An 18,635-nucleotide genomic window follows, 5' to 3' on the forward strand; every position below is an offset into this window, starting at 1 on the left:
CTCCAGAGCTTCTGTAGATGGAAAATTTGATTACTTTTTACGATCCTCATCGAGCGGATTTGTCATTTTGGGACGCATTCTCATCATGTTCAACGGAGCACGAATAACGAAATCCTTCCATTCATTGATGTGATAAGGGACGGCCGGAGCTACGTAAGGTACGCCAAAGCTTGAGAGCCGTGCCAGATGCGTGCACACAAGCAGGAAGAACATAACCACGCCATACAAACCAAGAACTGCGGCACTAAACATTGCGGCAAATCTCAGAATTCGCAGAGTTAGCCCTGCACTATAGACTGGAATGGTAAAGGAAGAGATCGCCGTAACCGCAACGACAATAACCAGGAATTGGCTTATGATTCCTGCTTGTACTGCTGCTTGTCCAATAATCAGACCTCCCACGATACCCATCGCTGGCGCAATCGGTTTAGGCAGCCGTATCCCTGCCTCTCTCAGAATTTCAATGGAAATTTCCATGATCAGTACTTCAATGATCGAAGGAAACGGTACCCCTGTCCGCGTTTCAATAATCGTCAGAACCAGCTTGGTCGGGATAAGACCAGGGTGGAACGAAATAAACGAAATATAGAGTGCAGGAGCGAGCAATGCCAGCATCGCAGCTACAAAACGCAGCATACGTAAAAAGGTTCCTGGAATCCAACGTTCATAATAATCTTCGGGAGATTGAAGCAGCATGCTAAAGGTCACGGGTACAACAAGTACAAATGGCGTTCCATCCAACAAAATAGCTACCCGACCTTCCAGCAAAGCACCCATTACCCGGTCAGGCCTCTCCGTATTTAGTACCTGTTGAAAAGGACTTAGGGTACTGTCTTCGATGAGTTGCTCCACATAGCCTGATTCCAGCATCGAATCCATATCCATCTCTTCGATTCGCTTACAGACTTCAGTAACGAGATTGGGATCGGCAATATCCTGAATATAGGCTATCGCCAATTCTTTTTTGATCCGTGAACCCACTTCAAACTTTTGAATAAAGAGACTCTGATCACTTCCGTAACGACGTAAAATGCCTGTGTTATCGCTTAATTGCTCTGTAAAACCAATCCGGGGCCCACGAATCAATCCCTCTGACAGAGGCTCATTCACACCTCGACTTTTGATCTTGTGGCCTCCAATTAATAAAGCACCTGGCAACCCATCAACCAACAGTGCATTTTTTCCGAAAAGCACGCCAATTGAGAGCTCTTGGAGAGACGAAGTCTCCTCAACCAGGCTGACAGGAAGTAATTGATCCTTCAGGTATGCCGACAACAGATGTGCATTGTCTGGATGAAGAAACCCCTCCTGCTTAAGTAGGGGAACGCCCTCTAACATTAACGGGGAAATCAAGTGATCATCTACCAAGTCCTGATCTACCAGACCTTCGGTATAGATGACTGCAGCCCGTGTATTCGTTCCCCTAATCGTAAATTCCCGAATATGAACATCTGCATTTTGTCCGAAGCTTTCTTTCACGCTAATCAGATTGGTACTATACTTCTCCGTTAACTTAATATTGGCATAATGGCCTGTCTCGGTTCCTTGACCCTGGCCTTTGGCTGCTGGAGAGATATCCTTCGAGGATATCGAGGGTTTCTTAGAACGAGAGAAGCTTCCGCGCTTAATGGCGGCATTGATCCAGCGCGTAGTCATGGTAATGCCAATTGGAATAATGAAAACCAGGAATGCCTGAATCCATATGGGCCCTTCTGGCACGTAGGATAGAATTGTTGACCACATGTTCCCACCCCAACATTTCTCTGCATGCGAAGCTGCAGGTATTCCCAAGTATTGTGTCCCTGTTTGATCACAATAATTCCCGTTTTTTTGCGGACCATCTAACCTAAAATGCGTCAAAGACAAACCCGTAATCTCATTGTGTGTGTAGTAATCTACCCAAAGACAAAAAACGGTTCCTCTGTGAGGAACCGCTAACAATTAATAATATTATATTCTTATACGATTCTGGTTACATGCTCTGCCTTGGCATCTAACAAGTGAGCCGATGCAGCGATTGCCATGAAGTCATTCAAAGCAATTTCAATCTGCTGCTGGCTCCGCTCGACGTATTCCTCTACTTTTTTGGTGCCACCTGTAATATTACCAATTTCCTTGGTTATTCCAGTAACGCTATCACGGATCTCATTGATCGAACTCTCCACCATTGCGGATAGTTTCTTGACTTCCTTTGCCACAATATCGAATCCTCGTCCGTATTCCCCGGCATGTGCAGCCTCAATGGCGGCATTTAATGCAAGCAACTGTGTCTGTGATGAAATCTCGCGTATGGTTCGTACCACGCCCTGAATCGATCCCGCTTGTTCCTGAAGATGAGTCAGTGTCGCACGGTTAGTGGCCGACACCTCTGAGATATAGGAGATACTGGACATTAATTCCTGGCTCCGTTCAATGCCTACATCTGCCTGCCCATTCAGCTCATGTGACATCGTTTTCAGCTCATTCACTACGACTGAGATGTTTTTCTGACGGTTGGTGATGTTGGTAGCGATTTTGGAGACACCCAGTATCTTCTGATTCGTCTCATCGTACACCGGCATATACGTCGCCTCAAGCCATACGGGATTCCCCTTTGCATCTTTGCGTTTCACCTTATCTTGAAAGCTTACTCCACTATATATGCTCTTCCAGAAAGCCTCATATTCCAAACTTTTCGCTAACTCCCCGAAGCAAAAATGTTCATGTTTCATTCCGTACATTTCATCTACCGTATATCCCATGGTCTGGGCAAAAACTTCATTCACATAAGTTACCCGTCTATCCAGATCGAATCGAATAATAGCCAGACTTTTCTCCATCGCCTTGATGACCAGTGCATCGGTTACAACATCTTTCTTTTCCATAGCTAATATAGGCACTTGATAACCCCCACAGTTCATTCCATAATAGATAGCCTTTAACTAGCAAAACAACAATCACAACAACATATGTATCCATCAGGTTCTAATGACTCTACTATTGATACCCAATTTGCAGCATTTTGGATCACCTGTTGTCATTTATTTTTTTATAAGAGAAACTGCTGCACTATATCCGCTGACAACCACTTATTCCATCCGTAAAATGTCTCTGTATCTACTTTTACGTATCGTAACATAAAGCAAAGCAGCATACACTTCTGTATTTCTAACATTTTTTCTGTTTTTTAGTAACCGCTATTACCCTTAGATACTGTATGTCCGCAGGGTAGGAGATCAGTTCGATCAGCATGCCCCTCGGCGCCATTCCATACACAAACTAACTGCCATCACTCATTCCCCTCCCATGTGCCATCAAGGGAACATTACATCTCGGGGTTCAAGTCTCCAGATCAACACGTTCCACCTTTTCATTCTTCTTATATTGGGTGGGTGACTCGCCCATCGTCTTCGTGAACAAAATAGTGAAATAATTAGCATTCTGGTAACCCAAAATATGTGCAATTTCACTTACCTTCATATCCGATGAGGTTAGCAGCCGCTTCGCTTCTCCCATTCTTCGATAGACAATATAACGAATTGGGGAATCATTATATTTGTCCTTGAACACATGAGATAAGTAATAAGGATTCATATGAAAGTACGCAGCGATGTCCTGAAGCTTCAGGTGCTGAAGATAGTTATCATCGAGAAATTCCTTGATCCTTACGGCGAGATGATCCGAATCTTGTTTTTGTGAGGCATTGGGTTGAGCTAACCGCTGAACTATGGCAAGCATTACGCCAAGCAGTCCTTCACAGATTTTGTCATAGCCCGTCTTTTGATTGGAGGATTCCTCATACATGAACTCGAACAGATCGCCAATCCTTCTAGCGTATTCCTTCGTTTCGATATACGGAGACGCGTGTTCAGGAATGATATGCTCTGTTTGCGTTCCATCCGAATAGATATTCGCTATTCCACAATAATAAAGACTGAGTGGACATTTGGGAGAGGTGCATTGTTCATGAATTACACCTTGGTTGTAGATTAACAGATCGCCTTTTTTGACCGTATATGGATATCCGTTAATTTTAATAACACCTTCTCCATCGGACACATACACCATTTCACTGATATCCTCATGCATGTGACTTGGAAAATTCCAATTGGGATTGCCCTGCACTTTTCCTATATATAACAATCTGGAGGATTCTTCTTTGCTTGTATCGATCATTCCTGTCTCCTCCTGCATTCGCGTCTGAATTATTTTCTAGATGTATTAATATACCCCTTTTACCACAGCAAGATCTATAATTTCTCAGAAAAATAAAGCAAGATCTTTTATTGTCTTCCCTTCCCCATTTTCTTATGATGAGTCATGCACCTTTTTATCCATACCATGTCAAGGAGTCGAGGTAGATTGAAAAAACTGATTTTTTATATCATCGCTATTGCAACAGGAGCTCTTCTAAGCTTTGAAGGGGCACTGTATGGCAAACTTGGAGAACAAGTCGGCACACTGGAAGCTGATTTCTATAACTTCTTCATGGGGGCAATTATTTCACTGATTCTACTGATTTTCTTCGGTAGAGGAAACCTCGCTGCCATCACCAAATTTCCAAAGTGGAACCTGCTTGGTGGTTTGCTTGGGGTCACCTATCTGCTTACATTAGTCATTGGTGTTCCCATTGTGGGTGTAGGGATCTCCATGATTGCCATTGTTGTCGGGCAGATGGTGACCAGTATTCTGATCGATCATTACGGATGGCTGGGGAGCAATCGCAAAGCAGTAGGAAGCAAACGAATTGCCGCCTTGGTACTTATGTTGGGTGCGCTAGCTCTTACTTTATTCTAGAGGAGGATTACGATGGGTATTGGTTTATTGATTGTTGTTGTCACCTTGGTGGGTGGAGCTGTACTTAGTGCGCAGTCCTCGATCAATGGTACGATTAGCCGAAATATCGGTCTGCTGGAGACGGTTTTCTTCACGTTTGCGTCAGGTACACTGATTCTGGCTGTACTCATTAATTTTTTTGGCAGTGGACATGTACTCGACTTACTTCATGCGCCCAAATTACAGCTTTCTGCGGTTTTCCTTGGTTTCGGATATTTATTCCTGTCCACATTGGCTGTAAATAAACTGGGCGTGACCCCTGCTAATCTTACGGCGATTGTAGGTCAGATTGTTGCCGGTTTTATCATCGACGCCCTGGGGCTTTTCGGTGGTGAATTCATTGCATTCTCTTGGCAGCGAGCTGTCTCACTTATCCTGATGCTCGCTGCATTAGCTCTGATTTTCAGTGAAAAGAATGACCAAGCTCAAGCGGTAACGCTTAGCAAATAAATGATCGGTAATTCTCGATATTTGATATCCAGTGACATTTGGATTTCCCAAACTTTTGGTTGCTCAAACGACATTGTATAGATATAGAAGAAAGAAGAGCATATGATGTCATGGCTCTTCTTTCTTGATGTTTTTTAAGTTAAAAATCATGTACCGTCACACATAGCTGAATCGCAATGCCAAACGGGTCCCGTACAATGCCATAACCTGGGCTAAATTCATTTTGCTCATAAGGTACCAGTACCTTCACGCCCTCATGTTGCATCAGAGAATGATACAGTTGATCAATCGTATGTTTATCCTTGGATTGGATACATAATGAAGTGTTGTTCCCTAGCTGCCATGCTCTCTCCGTGTCCATTGCTTCTTCCGCAATCATGACTTTGTTAACCCCAATCTCAAGTACCGAGTGTGTAATATACTCATCTTGACCGGCAGGGTACTCGAAGCCCGGGTTCATCTCCTTCATCTCTTGATAACTTTTTTTGAATATGACTTTAGCGCCCAGAAACTCCTCATAAAAAGCAATGGCTGCCGCCGCATCCCCGTTCATCGACAAAAATGGTACCACTTCAAAGTTCATGTTATTGCCTCCTTGTTCCTATTGAATTACACTTATCACTATAACAACGAAAGGTGCCATACCATGGCACCATTAAGAGGGTTAGATATGAAAAAATCAGAACGCATGAACCAGATGCTGCGCTATATTAATCAAAAACAACAGTTCACCCTGCAAGATCTTATGCAGGAGTTTCAGATTTCCAAACGAACCGCGATTAGAGATATCGCTTCATTGGAAGAGTTGGGTGCGCCCATCTATGTCGAATATGGACGCTACGGCGGATATCGACTGCTGCAACAGATGCAGCTGCCTCCCATTTCGTTCAATACGGGTGAGCTTCATGCCCTTTATTTTGCGATGCAGGCCCTCCGAAGCTTCTCCAGCTTACCCTTTGAGGTCTCTTTCCGTACCATTCATGAGAAATTTCTGAGCGCGTTATCCGACAAGCAACGACAAAATATTGAGAATATCCAACACCGGGTTTCCTTCCGACATACGGAGCAGATCCGAGATAGTGCACATTTGGAGTTTCTGTTGATGGCTGCTGTGCAGAATATAGTGATCCAGGTTACTTACGCTAATCAGCGGATATCCCCTGGTCATAGGCCATCCCCTGCGAATCTTGCAGAGTCTGAACAATCAGATCCATCATCCCGCACGTCCAACACCAGTATTCGCACCATCCAACCCATAGCACTCTATGCGAGGAAAGGCTACTGGTATTGCCAGGCTTATGATCTGCAAAAAGAAGCGTACCGGGTGTTCCGTTGTGACCGGATCATATCAGCCGAAGTGTCCGACATTGAACCTTTGGCTCACGTGATTGAGCTTCATGCACAGGATACCCATTTGTTATGGAAACCATCACCAGATGTTATTCCATTTCAATGTCGGATTGACGAAGCCGGGGTTGAACTTTTCCGGCAAGAACATTTTCCCTCCATGCAGATCATACACGTCAACGAATCGGGCAGTGAACAGGCACACATGCTTCTTGCAGGTTCGTATGAGCCTCATGAACTTAATTTCATAGTGAGATACCTCGCAGGATTCGGTAAATCCATTCGAATTATGGAACCCGACACGTTAAAGGAATCATTGCGACATTATTATATGGACTTGTTAGATCATGTATAAAGACTATATTTCTACACCCATTTTACTTCACATGACTTTTAGCTCCGCTTCTGGCCAACAACTTCCGTGCTCTTCTTATTGCCAATAGCTATTTGCACGATGATCTGCAGTACAATGATGATAGCCAAACCATAGAATGCTTGCACCAAGCTGCCTGTCAGGTCGTGAAGCAAACCAATTGCCAGCGGCCCAAGTGCGCCAAGAATATAACCACCAGATTGCGTCATGGCAGACCAGCTGCTGGCTTCCTGAGCATTGCTTGTCTCATCAATCGGCAGCATCAGTGCAATCGGGAATAACCCACCTGCACCAATCCCAAGCGGGATCGCCGCGAGCCACGGACTGACAGAGAGATTCAGCATCAGGACCCCTATCAATTCCAACAACGCACATCCAACAAGCCAGAACACACGTCTTTGGTATCGGTGTACAAGCATGGGAATGAATAACGTTGAGGGCAGTGATATTAACGTAAATAACGTTTGGACGTTGCCAGCAGTCTCTTGGCTATATCCCAGACCCTGAATCGCTGGTGCAAGCCAAGCGGTTAATGAATAGAAGATCGCTGCCATCAGTCCGAAGAATAAGGTCAGCACCCATGCACGCTTGTTCTTCATTGGTAGTGGCGCATGAATGACAGACGGAGTTTGTCCGGATTGTCGATCTTTACGCGCAGACCAGGCTAACTTTAACCAGATCGGCAATGCAATGACTGCAAGTAATGTCCATGTGGCCAAAGACCCTCTCCAAGACCCACCCAGCATATGCTGAAGCGGAACGGATAATCCTACACTAATGCTGGCCCCCATCACCATCGCAGTAGAGTAGATGCCGACCATGGCTGCTACTCGGTTAGGAAAATATTGCTTAATGAAGCTGGACAACAGCGGCCCTGCCAATGCAATCCCTACACCGGACAAAAAAGAAGTAAACATCATCAACGGAGTTGCACCCACGAACAATCGTAATCCTGTACCTATCCCAATAAAAATTAAAGCCAGTACAATAGCACCCTCGTTCCCCCACCTTCGACTTAATCTTACGGAGAACGGAGCGAATATGCCCATACATAATACCGGTAGTGTTGTTAACAGACTGGCCGTCATGCCACTCAAACCCAGATCATTCTGTATGGTACTCATCAGAGGAGATATGGAAGTAATCGGTGGTCTTAAGTTTAGTGAAGCCAGAATCAGTGCCAATACAATATAAAGTAGTTTCATTATGAATCACCTCATGGTAGTAATATCTTTGCCCTTATCCAAGATCCAAATCATTAATGACATGATCTTCGAGTGGTATAGGATTAAGTATAGAATCATTAGAATGATTGAACAATACTATTATTTCTATTAAAATGATTACTAAAACCAATGATACGAGGTGATTCCCCATCGAAATTCGTCAGATGGAAAACTTTATTACCGTGTGCGAGGAGCTTCACTTTACTCGGGCGGCTGAGAAACTTGGTATATCTCAACCTACGTTGAGTCAACAAATACGTGGGTTGGAGGATGAACTTGGTGTTCCTTTGTTTGACCGTGTCGGCAAAAAAATTGTGATGACCCAGGCAGGTACCCTATTTCTGGAGCACTGTGTACAGATGATTCGGCATTTACAGAATACCCAGGATGCGCTAGCAGAATTCCGCAATGATCAGCGGGGACGATTGGTTATCGGTGTTCTTCCATCCGATTTGGATTACCGTATCACTCCATTGCTCGTTGATTTTCATGCCCGGTTCCCCAAGGTGCAATTGAAGGTTATTTCTTCGATCTATGTCGTGAATCAAGTGTTGGAGAATGAAGTCGACATCGGTATAGAGATCACATCTGCCCCTGATGATCGGCTTGTACGCATTCCTTTGTGCAGTGAAGAATATGTACTTGTCGTTTCCGAGAATCACGATTGGGCTGACCGCAGCACGATTAAAATTCAGGAGTTACGTGATATTCAAACGGTGATGTTCCCCGAAGGATTTACCGGCAGGGAATTAGTCGATGACTATTGTCGTAAATATGGTTTTAGCCTTAATACCATCATGGAGACCAGTTCGGCAACCTCCATCATTAGTCTGGTCAAAGCCAACGTTGGAGGAACACTGCTGCCTTATCCTCTGATCCAAGCCATGAATGAATCCACGCTAAGATGCATTCGAATTACAGATGATCCACCATACCGACACTTTGAGATCATCCATCGGTCCGACCGTTACCTGACGCAATCGGCTAAGGCATTTATTGAGAAAACGATCGAGTATTTCAATCAATGATGAATTTAGAAGGAGAGGTATTGAATTGAAAATAAGAGAAGTTAGTTTGTTGACACATCAGATCGAGGCCATGAGAGAGTTTTACGGTAGACTACTGGAGTTGGAGCTTGTGGAGGATGATACAACATTCGTTTCATTCCGTGCAGGAGACTCGGTCCTTGCATTCAAGAAGGCACCGGAGGAAGAGAATCCATACTATCATATAGCGTTTACGATTCCAACGAATACACTCGCTGATGCAAAAAAGTGGGCCCAAAACCGTAACATTCCGTTGCTTTCCAAGGATGGACAAGATCAATTTTATTTCCCCTACTGGGATGCAACAGCCTTCTATTTCTATGACCCAAGCGGCAACTTGATGGAATTCATCGCTCACCACTCACTCGATAATGCAGTCGATGAAGCTTTCGAAGCGAAGCATCTGATATGTATTAGTGAAATCGGTCTGCCTGTGGATGATGTTCCTGAGACGATGAGCACATTGAATGAGCATTATCACCTTAATCCCTTTGCGGGAGATGGGAAGAAATTCTCCCCCACGGGTGATGCAGAAGGTATGTTTATTGTGATTGATAAAAAGATGCCCTGGTTCCCAGACGGGCGGATGCCCGGTGTATTTGCCACTGAGGTGAAGGTGGAAGCTGGCAAGCCCGGTAATCTACATTTACAAAAGGGTCGGTACTCTATTGTTTCAATATGATGTAAAAATATACTGACTGAGAAGCTCAAGAGGTACGTCCCGCTCAGTACTTACCAAATCCATCCTCACACGTGATATCCGATTCAAGAAGCTCGTACAGAGTTTGTTTGGAATTCTCTAATTTTTTTTGCACCTCTTCAATTTCTGATATTCTCGCTTGGATGATGCTTGCCTGATCTTTACTTGAAAACCCATTTTTAGAGATCATCGATTGGATCTCATGAATCGTAAAGCCTACAGCCACACATTGTTTCACCACATCCAGATGCTGAATAATGCTCTGCGCATATTTCCGATAGTTATTTTGATCTCTAAGCACATGTTCATCCGTGATAATACCTATTTTCTCATAGTACCGAATCGTGGAAATCGGAAGGTTTACACTGTTCGCTACTTCACTAATCTTCATCTAAATCGCCCCGTTTCTTCTTCTTGCTATAAAGTATACTTCATAGTTTACAATCCTCATAGTGAGACGGATGCAGATATAACCACCGATATCCTAATCTCACCAATATAGATATGAGGAGAGATCGATATGAATACAATTACCGGCCAATTCAACAAAACCAATGATTTTGATACCATCGTCTTGGAGCGCCATTCCGTTAAAGCTTACGACCCTGAAGTGAAAATCAGCCGCGAGGAGATGACCGAAATATTGGCGAAAGCTTCACGTGCCCCCTCGGCGATTAACATGCAACCGTGGCGTTTTCTTGTCATCGACAGTGCTGAAGGCAAAGAAAAGCTTGCACCACTGGCCTCTTTTAACCAGACACAGGCACTAACGTCTTCCGCTGTCATTGCCGTATTTTACGACGCTAACAATGTTGAGTACATGGAGGAGATTTTCAGCAAATCGGTGGAACTTGGATATATGCCACAAGACATCATGGATATGCAGATGCAGCAGGTACAACCTTATTATGCAAACATAACTCCAGCCGAACTGCGTGATATGAACCTCATTGACTCAGGCCTCATATCCATGCAACTCATGCTCGTTGCCCGTGCTCATGGCTATGATACGAATCCTATGGCCGGTTATGATAAAGCCCAGATTGCTGAGGCCTTCGGTCTGGATAAAGAGCGTTTCCAGCCCGTGATGTTGATCTCCATAGGTAAAGCAGCCAAAGATGGTTATCCTTCCTATCGTCTCCCGGTTGAAACGATTACGAGTTGGGCGTAACCCATAGCTTTACACATTCCTTCTTATCTAGACCACTGTTAATATAGAAAACGCGTACTTGTATTTAAATAAAAAAGAGGTCCTATGACCATATTTTATGTCATTAGGACCTCTTCTATATGCCTTCAATTTTATGTTAGTGATACAGAGATTTGGTCTTATTTAGAGATTTTATGTGGCGAGTTTTGTACGATCCGTTGTTCTACGATCCACCATCTATCCATTTCAAGAATCTATGGTTCCATATGTTTTCATAAAAAGAAATGGTTTCTTTTCCAGACATCCATGGATTATCCAAAGTGGAAGTGCCATTCTGTATCATATAGTTGTCGTATCCCAATCCATGAGCATATTTTATTGTAGCATCCATACAGTATTCTGTTTGGGCGCCACAGAACTCGATACGACTTACAGCTAATTGGTCCAATAGACTTTTCAAATTTGTTTCGTAGAACGAATTCGCATGCATTTTCTGCACAAAAAAATCTTGCTCTTGAACATCAAGATCGGCATGTATCGCCCATGGTTCTTCTCCTGGCACTAATGCTTCATCACAGTGTTGAACAAATATAATCGGTTTATGTATTTCTCTATACAAAGTAATTCTTCTATTCACTCTATTCAGTAAGTTATTCAAATCATACAAATGATTTCCATCATAACAAACGCCATTTTGTAGATCGACCACGATCAACACATCCGCACATGTCTCCATCATTTTAACCTCTCTTCGTTTGCAATATGTTCATTCAACTTAGATCTATTGATGATGAAAATTCCTATAATCAGTATACTGAATAACAAAAAAAGATGATATGACCAGGTCATATCATCTTTTTAAATACCTATTTACTTTTAAAAAATAAATTCAGAATCAACCTTACTCAACCGTTACGCTTTTCGCCAAGTTACGTGGTTTATCCACATCGTGACCCAGTGCCAGGGAAGCGTAGTATGCCAGCAATTGCAGCGCAACTACAGACAGAGCCGGGCTCAAGAGTGGCAGCGTCTTAGGAATCGCAAACGCTTGGTCTACGGATTTCAGCAATGGTGCTACGTGCTCTTCGTACGTAATCGCCAGTACATCCGCGCCACGTGCTTTCACTTCTTTGATATTGCTCACTGTTTTCTCAAGTACGTTCTCCTGCGTTGCCAGGGCAATAACAGGGATACCGTCTTCGATCAATGCAAGCGTACCGTGTTTCAACTCACCTGCAGCATAAGCTTCGGAGTGAATGTAAGAGATCTCTTTCAGTTTCAACGATCCTTCTTGAGCTACTGCATAGTCAAGACCACGGCCGATGAAGAAGAGATGTTCATGTTTGGAGATTTGCTCTGCATATCCTTTGATTGCATCCGCTTGTTCCAACATGGATTCCACTTGCTCAGGCAATGCTTGCATCGCTGCCAGCGTGTGTGCAATTTCTTCTGCAGTTTGAGTACCACGAACTTGTGCAAGGTACAGACCAAGCAAGTTGAACGCGATCAACTGTGAAGTATACGCTTTGGTAGAAGCTACAGCAATTTCAGGACCTGCCAATGTTGCGATAACATCATCTGCATCACGTGCAATGGAGCTGCCCACGACGTTTGTGATTGCAAGTACATGTGCGCCATTGGATTGTGCTTCACGCAATGCAGCAAGCGTATCGGCAGTTTCACCAGATTGGCTCACTACGATTACGAGTGTATCTTTGTGCACGATTGGGGAACGGTAACGGTACTCGGAAGCCACATCTGTTTCAACCGGAATACGCACCAATTGCTCAATCACTGTACGTCCAACCAGACCTGCATGGTACGCTGTACCACATGCAATGATTTGAACGTTACGGATATTTTTAATTTGTTCTTCAGTCATTTTCAACTCAGGAAGTTGAACTTTTTTGCCTTCATTATCGATGCGACCCAGCATAGTATCACGATATGCTTTTGGTTGCTCATGAATTTCTTTCAGCATGAAGTGCTCGAATCCGCCTTTTTCTGCGGTTACAGCATCCCAATCGACACGAATCATTTCCCGAGAAATAAAGTTGCCTTCAATCGTCATCAATTCGACAGCATCATGTGTCAATACAGCCATTTCACCATCATTAAGAATGTACACGTTACGTGTATGTTCCAGAATTGCCGGGATGTCGGAACCAATGAAGTTCTCGCCTTCACCAATACCGATAATCAATGGACTTGCTTGACGCACAGCTACGAGTTTCTCAGGCTCATGCTCAGTCAACACACCCAGTGCAAATGCGCCACGCAACAACGTGATCACTTTTTGTACTGTTTTAACGATATCACCATTGTATTCACGTGCGATCAGATGAGAGATAACCTCAGTATCTGTCTCGGAAGTGAACGTATGACCTTGAGCCATCAATTCGTCCTTCAGATCCAGGTAGTTCTCAATAATACCGTTATGCACAACAGAGAACTTCTGACTTCCATCTGTGTGTGGATGAGAGTTCTCATCCGATGGTTTACCATGAGTAGCCCAACGTGTGTGTCCGATTCCGGCACTACCTACCAGTGGTGCACCATCCAGCTTCGCTTCAAGGTTCGCAAGGCGACCCAGAGCTTTCGTGATTTGCAGACCTTCTGGTGTGAATACCGCAATACCTGCAGAATCATAACCACGATACTCGAGTTTCTTCAATCCTTCGACCAATACCGATTGAGTGTTCTTATTACCAATATATCCAACAATACCGCACATAGTTTATTTCCTCCGTTTGTATATGAATACTGTGTCACGAAGAGAAACAGGCAGAGGCGGCATATCGGAAAAATGAGTGATTGCCTAGCGTTTCATGAATACTTGGTACTTATTCAATTATCAATGATCAGAGCGATCTCGTGTCGCCCCGCTGTCATCATAAGCTGTTATGAATGCAATCATGAATGTACATCATTTTCCCGTCCGCGTACTGTTTACGCTCTTCACGCACATTCATTTGAATTTTAGTATGACTCTTGCACCTGCACCGGCGCGTTGTGTGGACAGTCACCTCTCCATTTTCCGCAATCCGGTTTACGGCTCTGGTGCTTCACCGGGAGGTCCCCGCCGAACAATCCGAACACCTCCACCTCGTCAGCTTGATTGCCGTTGATGTTAATCAGCCTTCCCTCACCCTCGAAGAAATTCTAAGTTCAACATCTTCCCGCGCAACTCCAAGCTCTGGCGCTTGTGTAACTGTAACCTTACGTTCCTCACTTTCTGTGTCTGAATGACGACTCCACTCATTATATGCACGTCAGGTCCATTTTGCAATGGAGCAAAGTACCTGTGACAATTTCAGCATATTTACCCACAATCCCGACCGGATAATCGGACCTATGGTCTCATCAGGCCGGGACGCAGGAATATTCATCCTTAGAGGAAATTCAAAAAGTCCGCTTTTGATTACGAATCATGCCTAATGGCATTATCAGCATCGAAGTTGAAATTCAGCCGAAATAAGCAGGAGGCTTACGAAGTATGTTTCCTTTGGAAACATTGTGGTTGCTCACGTAGTTTGCCTACGCTCCGCTACTCCATTTCTATCTTCATTCCATCTTCTCGGTACTGAAAACCAGACTTTTTGAACACGTACCAATCCCCAATCCTATACCAATTCTTTTTGAACTACATCTGCGATTTGAGACACAAATTGTTCAAGTTCGTCTTTGTCTGGTCCTTCCGCCATAACACGGATCAGAGATTCTGTTCCAGAAGCACGAACGAGCACACGTCCATTATCGCCAAGTTGTTGTTCTACTGTAGCAATAGCTTGCTCAATTGCAGAATTGCCCTCATATTTGCTCTTATCTTCAACACGCACATTCACCAATACTTGTGGGTACTGGGTCATTAGCGCTTTGAGCTCACTCAGTTTTTTACCGGAAGCCTTGAGCGTATCCACGAGTTGAATCGCAGTCAGCATGCCATCTCCCGTTGTATTGTAATCCAGGAAAATAACATGGCCAGATTGCTCTCCGCCTAGGTTGTAACCGCCGCGACGCATTTCCTCCATCACATAACGGTCACCTACTGCAGTTTTAGCTGTTTTCAGTGCAAGTTTCTCTGTTGCTTTGTAGAATCCGATGTTACTCATAACCGTTGATACAACGGTGCTGTCCTTCAACTTGCCTGCACGATTCATGGCATCACCACAGATACACAGAATGAAGTCTCCATCCACCTCAGCGCCAGTCTCATCAATAGCAATCAGACGATCTGCATCCCCGTCAAAAGCAAGACCCAGATCCGCTTTATGTTTGAGCACTTCCTGTTTCAGGTTCTCTGGATGCGTTGAGCCACATTGCTCATTAATATTCAGGCCGTTTGGCTCAGCACCAATGGCAATGACTTCTGCACCAAGTTCACTGAATAATTTCGGTGCCAGCTCATAAGCTGCTCCGTTCGCACAGTCCAAAACAATTTTAAGACCAGAGAACGACTCATTAACCGTCGTTTTCAGGAAGTCGAGGTAACGATAACGGGATTCCTCATCCATCGTTACTGTACCTAGACCGCCACCCACTGGTCGTGGCAATTGATCTGTCTCCGCATCCATCAGCTCTTCAATCCGGTTCTCTGTCTCATCGGACAGCTTGAAGCCATCTCCCCCAAAGAACTTGATACCGTTATCCTCTACAGGATTGTGGGAAGCCGAGATCATCACACCTGCGTCAGCTTTCAGCAAACGTGCAATATATGCTACTCCCGGAGTGGATACAACGCCCAGACGAATTACATCAGCGCCAATGGACAACAGACCTGCAACCAGTGCGGATTCCAACATCAATCCCGAGATACGAGTATCCATGCCAATAACCACTTTTGGTCTTTCCACACCACCTGCAAGCACGTAACCACCACAACGTCCAATGCTGTAAGCAAGCTCTGCCGTTAACTCTTTATTGGCAACTCCTCTTACACCGTCTGTACCAAAATATTTCCCCATGATTTAACTCCTTCTATTCGCATCATATACGAGCACTAATATTATTTTTTGAGAATTTTAAAATTAGAACGTTTACGGATTCGTGCCACTTTTACTGCCAGTACCGCTGTTATTATTATTTAAATTACCTCGACTGTTTGTATTCCCCTGTTGGCCCTGATCCTGAGTATCCGTATTCGATTCCGTTTCTTCTTCATCAGGAACAGGCTCAGTTCCCCCATTTTCGACCTCGGCTGGTGAAGGGTCAGGTGCTACCGTTCCCTCGTCAGTCGGCTCTTCGCTAGGAGTAGTCGTTGTGTCTTCAGCCTTTTCACTAATTTTGACCGTTGCACTCAGAGCATTGGACGATTCATCCAGTTTGGCAAAACGGGGCAGGTCGGCTTCAAGCTTGATCTCATGCGTTCCAACCGCAAGTCCAGCAAGATCACCTGTCAACTTGATATCCTCACTACTCAGACCCTCAAGCATGCTTGGTGAGCCTGTGAGTGTAAGGTTCAGACCGCCGCTTCGAGGCGTAACCAGCGTCCCTTCCAGTCCATTTCCCGCACCGGTAAGTGTGATGGGGACGTTCGGAAAGACTTTCGTTGTCTCCTCTGCCTCGTCAAATGGTGATATGGTTACCTTGAGCTGAATCGAACTAGGCTCGATTTTCTCAAAACCGGAAGGCGGCGTCAAGTCCACGTTAACTGTCGATGTACCCGACTGATCAAACTGGGTAAGATCAAGGGTTACTTGGTCGTAGGACTGTATACCCGCAAGCGCATCCTCAGATCCATAAACCGAGACTTCTTTCACGCTAGGCTCTACTGTGGAGAGAACCAGGCCTTCTGGTAGCTGTCCCGAATATTTGATTCTTAAGGGTATAGATGTATAGGGCTGACTGACCGGAACTCGGACTTCAACCGTTTGAGGCGTTATAATCGCGTTTTCAAGGACCTTACCTTCAGCATCATATGCTTGAAGTTTCACTTTTTTCTGTATGACATCTTCCTTGGCATCTTTTACGCTCAGACTGCCCTGGACCTTCGCTACTGCCTCGAGTTGCCCTTCCGGCAGAGTTACCTTGACCGGCGTCGAAGGTTCAATCACGGGCGCTCCAGCGCTGTATCCGGCGGATGGTTCCCCTTCGGGTACAATATTCACATTGAAGGATTTGGTGCCCAATTTTTCTACATTCACGGTAACCATGGAAGGCTCCATACTTACTACTTCCACCCCGGATGGCAAATCAGGTACAAGCGGCAGTGTATTCGACCCATCTTTCACTTGGCTCAGATCCACCAGTACCTTGTAATCGTCATTGGTAAAAATCGATGTGAGCATCGAACGCTGTCCTTTAATCTCCAACCGGACCTCATCCGTACTTAAAGAAGTAAGCACATAGCTGTTGCTGTCTAATCCATAAGGTTGAACAGGCACCGTACGTTCCACAACCTTATTGGTTGTGCCTGTTGTAATCGTAGGGGTGGTTGGTACTTCATCCAGATGAATCATGAACCAGAGCAGCAGACTCACCGCAAGCGCAAGTATTTTGGCGAAGTTATTATTGTTAAACCACTTATCCATTGTTACGTCCTCCCTTCCGTTTCCAGAAGGTTGTCCAACCATTCTTTTTCAGATTGGATGTAGGGCGCAACTCCTCATACAGTTTGGCAATCAGTGATTCTTCCTTAATATCACGAACGACCTGTCCGTTCATTGCCAGTGATACTTGTCCGGTCTCCTCGGAGACAACCAAACAGATCGCATCTGCAACTTCGGTGATCCCGATGGCTGCACGATGGCGTGTCCCCAATTCTTTACTGATAAACGGATTCTCTGATAATGGCAAATAACAAGCTGCCGCCGAAATCTGTTTCCCTTGTATAATGACGGCTCCATCATGGAGCGGTGTATTTGGAATAAAGATGTTAATCATCAGCTCCGAGCTGACCAGAGAGTGCATCTTAATACCCGATTCTGTGTAATCGTTCAGACCCGTTTCACGTTCAAATACGACCAATGCGCCGATTTTACGCCGTGACAGATAATTAACAGACTTAATAATTTCACCAATTAACACCGTTAACTCTTCATCACTCGCTGCCGCTGAACGACCAAATAGCTTACCGCGTCCCAATTGCTCCAGACCACGACGCAGTTCCGGCTGAAAGATAATGAACACCGCAACGACACCAAACGTAAACATTTGGTTCATTAACCATTTGAGCGTATACAGGTTTAGCCACGTACTTAATGCCCAGATCAGCACAAGGAACAGAATTCCTTTCAGGAGCTGAACAGCACGTGTACCCCGCACAAGCAAAATCAGTTTGTACATAATATAGGTAACGATCAATATATCGATAACGTCCTTAATGGACTCTGTCCACGTTAAGTCAGCAAAATAATTCATAAGCCAGCCCCCGCTATCCCCATTGATGAGTAAACCCTGATCTCATATTAACCCATTAGGATTTTATATAATCCTTTGTCTGCGCATTTTTGCATCATTCGATATATACAAAATGCTTATCTATATGTAGTAGTATGTTCTCTTTAGTATCTAGGTTATAACGTTAACG

General features: G+C 44.5%; 17 protein-coding genes. 6 read left to right on the forward strand and 11 right to left on the reverse strand.

Annotated elements, in window-relative coordinates; all coding sequences use genetic code 11:
* Positions 1-30: 30 nt before the first annotated feature.
* The 3 genes from MKX40_RS26800 to MKX40_RS26810 all read right to left on the reverse strand — a co-directional run bounded on the left by MKX40_RS26800 (position 31) and on the right by MKX40_RS26810 (position 4,155).
* Entirely contained in the window at positions 31-1,743 is a 1,713-nt protein-coding gene (locus MKX40_RS26800) for a spore germination protein (RefSeq protein ID WP_339237939.1), read from the reverse strand.
* 215 nt (positions 1,744-1,958) lie between these two features.
* Entirely contained in the window at positions 1,959-2,879 is a 921-nt protein-coding gene (locus MKX40_RS26805; RefSeq protein ID WP_339237941.1) for a PAS domain-containing methyl-accepting chemotaxis protein, read from the reverse strand.
* 439 nt (positions 2,880-3,318) lie between these two features.
* Positions 3,319-4,155, reverse strand: a complete 837-nt coding sequence (locus tag MKX40_RS26810) for an AraC family transcriptional regulator (RefSeq protein ID WP_339237943.1) — start codon at positions 4,153-4,155, stop codon at positions 3,319-3,321.
* A 186-nt stretch (positions 4,156-4,341) separates the two neighbouring features.
* Here MKX40_RS26810 and MKX40_RS26815 point away from each other — a divergent pair, with 186 nt between their 5' ends.
* Both MKX40_RS26815 and MKX40_RS26820 read left to right on the forward strand, forming a co-directional pair.
* Positions 4,342-4,776, forward strand: a complete 435-nt coding sequence (locus MKX40_RS26815) for a DMT family transporter (protein WP_339237944.1) — start codon at positions 4,342-4,344, stop codon at positions 4,774-4,776.
* Between the two features lie 12 nt (positions 4,777-4,788).
* Complete coding sequence (locus MKX40_RS26820; protein ID WP_339237946.1) at positions 4,789-5,265, forward strand: DMT family transporter; 477 nt, start codon at positions 4,789-4,791, stop codon at positions 5,263-5,265.
* Between the two features lie 139 nt (positions 5,266-5,404).
* Here the strand turns inward: MKX40_RS26820 and MKX40_RS26825 are convergent, their stop codons facing one another.
* A complete protein-coding gene (locus MKX40_RS26825) occupies positions 5,405-5,848 on the reverse strand; it encodes a VOC family protein (RefSeq protein ID WP_339237948.1) in 444 nt (147 codons plus the stop codon).
* An 87-nt stretch (positions 5,849-5,935) separates the two neighbouring features.
* Here MKX40_RS26825 and MKX40_RS26830 point away from each other — a divergent pair, with 87 nt between their 5' ends.
* Entirely contained in the window at positions 5,936-6,967 is a 1,032-nt protein-coding gene (locus MKX40_RS26830; RefSeq protein WP_339237950.1) for a YafY family protein, read from the forward strand.
* Between the two features lie 38 nt (positions 6,968-7,005).
* Here the strand turns inward: MKX40_RS26830 and MKX40_RS26835 are convergent, their stop codons facing one another.
* Positions 7,006-8,190, reverse strand: coding sequence for an MFS transporter (locus MKX40_RS26835; protein ID WP_339237952.1), 1,185 nt, complete (start codon positions 8,188-8,190; stop codon positions 7,006-7,008).
* A gap of 185 nt (positions 8,191-8,375) precedes the next feature.
* Between MKX40_RS26835 and MKX40_RS26840 the strand changes: the two genes are divergently transcribed.
* Positions 8,376-9,239 (forward strand): LysR family transcriptional regulator, encoded by an 864-nt coding sequence (locus MKX40_RS26840; RefSeq protein ID WP_339237954.1) that lies wholly within the window; start codon positions 8,376-8,378, stop codon positions 9,237-9,239.
* Between the two features lie 25 nt (positions 9,240-9,264).
* Positions 9,265-9,939, forward strand: a complete 675-nt coding sequence (locus tag MKX40_RS26845) for a VOC family protein (RefSeq protein WP_339237956.1) — start codon at positions 9,265-9,267, stop codon at positions 9,937-9,939.
* 43 nt (positions 9,940-9,982) lie between these two features.
* Here the strand turns inward: MKX40_RS26845 and MKX40_RS26850 are convergent, their stop codons facing one another.
* Positions 9,983-10,348, reverse strand: a complete 366-nt coding sequence (locus tag MKX40_RS26850) for a MerR family transcriptional regulator (protein ID WP_339237958.1) — start codon at positions 10,346-10,348, stop codon at positions 9,983-9,985.
* A gap of 129 nt (positions 10,349-10,477) precedes the next feature.
* On the opposite strand from MKX40_RS26850, the gene MKX40_RS26855 reads away from it, so the two are divergent.
* Entirely contained in the window at positions 10,478-11,128 is a 651-nt protein-coding gene (locus MKX40_RS26855) for a nitroreductase family protein (protein WP_339237960.1), read from the forward strand.
* Positions 11,129-11,330: 202 nt separating this feature from the next.
* Here MKX40_RS26855 and MKX40_RS26860 read toward each other — a convergent pair whose 3' ends face one another.
* The 5 genes from MKX40_RS26860 to cdaA form a co-directional block, all read right to left on the reverse strand.
* The gene (locus MKX40_RS26860) at positions 11,331-11,843 is read right to left on the reverse strand and encodes a cysteine hydrolase family protein (RefSeq protein WP_339243215.1); all 513 of its coding nucleotides are present in this window, start codon (positions 11,841-11,843) and stop codon (positions 11,331-11,333) included.
* A 165-nt stretch (positions 11,844-12,008) separates the two neighbouring features.
* On the reverse strand, positions 12,009-13,841 hold the full coding sequence (glmS, locus tag MKX40_RS26865) for a glutamine--fructose-6-phosphate transaminase (isomerizing) (RefSeq protein ID WP_339237962.1): 1,833 nt from the start codon (positions 13,839-13,841) through the stop codon (positions 12,009-12,011).
* A gap of 889 nt (positions 13,842-14,730) precedes the next feature.
* Positions 14,731-16,071 carry a phosphoglucosamine mutase gene (gene glmM / locus MKX40_RS26870; protein ID WP_339237964.1) on the reverse strand — a complete coding sequence of 447 codons (1,341 nt, stop codon included), beginning with the start codon at positions 16,069-16,071 and terminating at the stop codon, positions 14,731-14,733.
* Between the two features lie 72 nt (positions 16,072-16,143).
* Positions 16,144-17,637: a CdaR family protein gene (locus MKX40_RS26875; RefSeq protein WP_339237966.1), complete on the reverse strand. Its 1,494-nt coding sequence runs from the start codon at positions 17,635-17,637 to the stop codon at positions 16,144-16,146.
* On the reverse strand, positions 17,630-18,466 hold the full coding sequence (gene cdaA / locus MKX40_RS26880; protein ID WP_017692119.1) for a diadenylate cyclase CdaA: 837 nt from the start codon (positions 18,464-18,466) through the stop codon (positions 17,630-17,632). Before cdaA ends, MKX40_RS26875 begins: the two co-directional genes overlap by 8 nt.
* Positions 18,467-18,635: the final 169 nt, after the last annotated feature.

Origin of the sequence: Paenibacillus sp. FSL R5-0517 (assembly GCF_037974355.1) — a bacterium.
In the GTDB taxonomy this organism is placed as follows: Bacteria; Bacillota; Bacilli; order Paenibacillales; family Paenibacillaceae; genus Paenibacillus.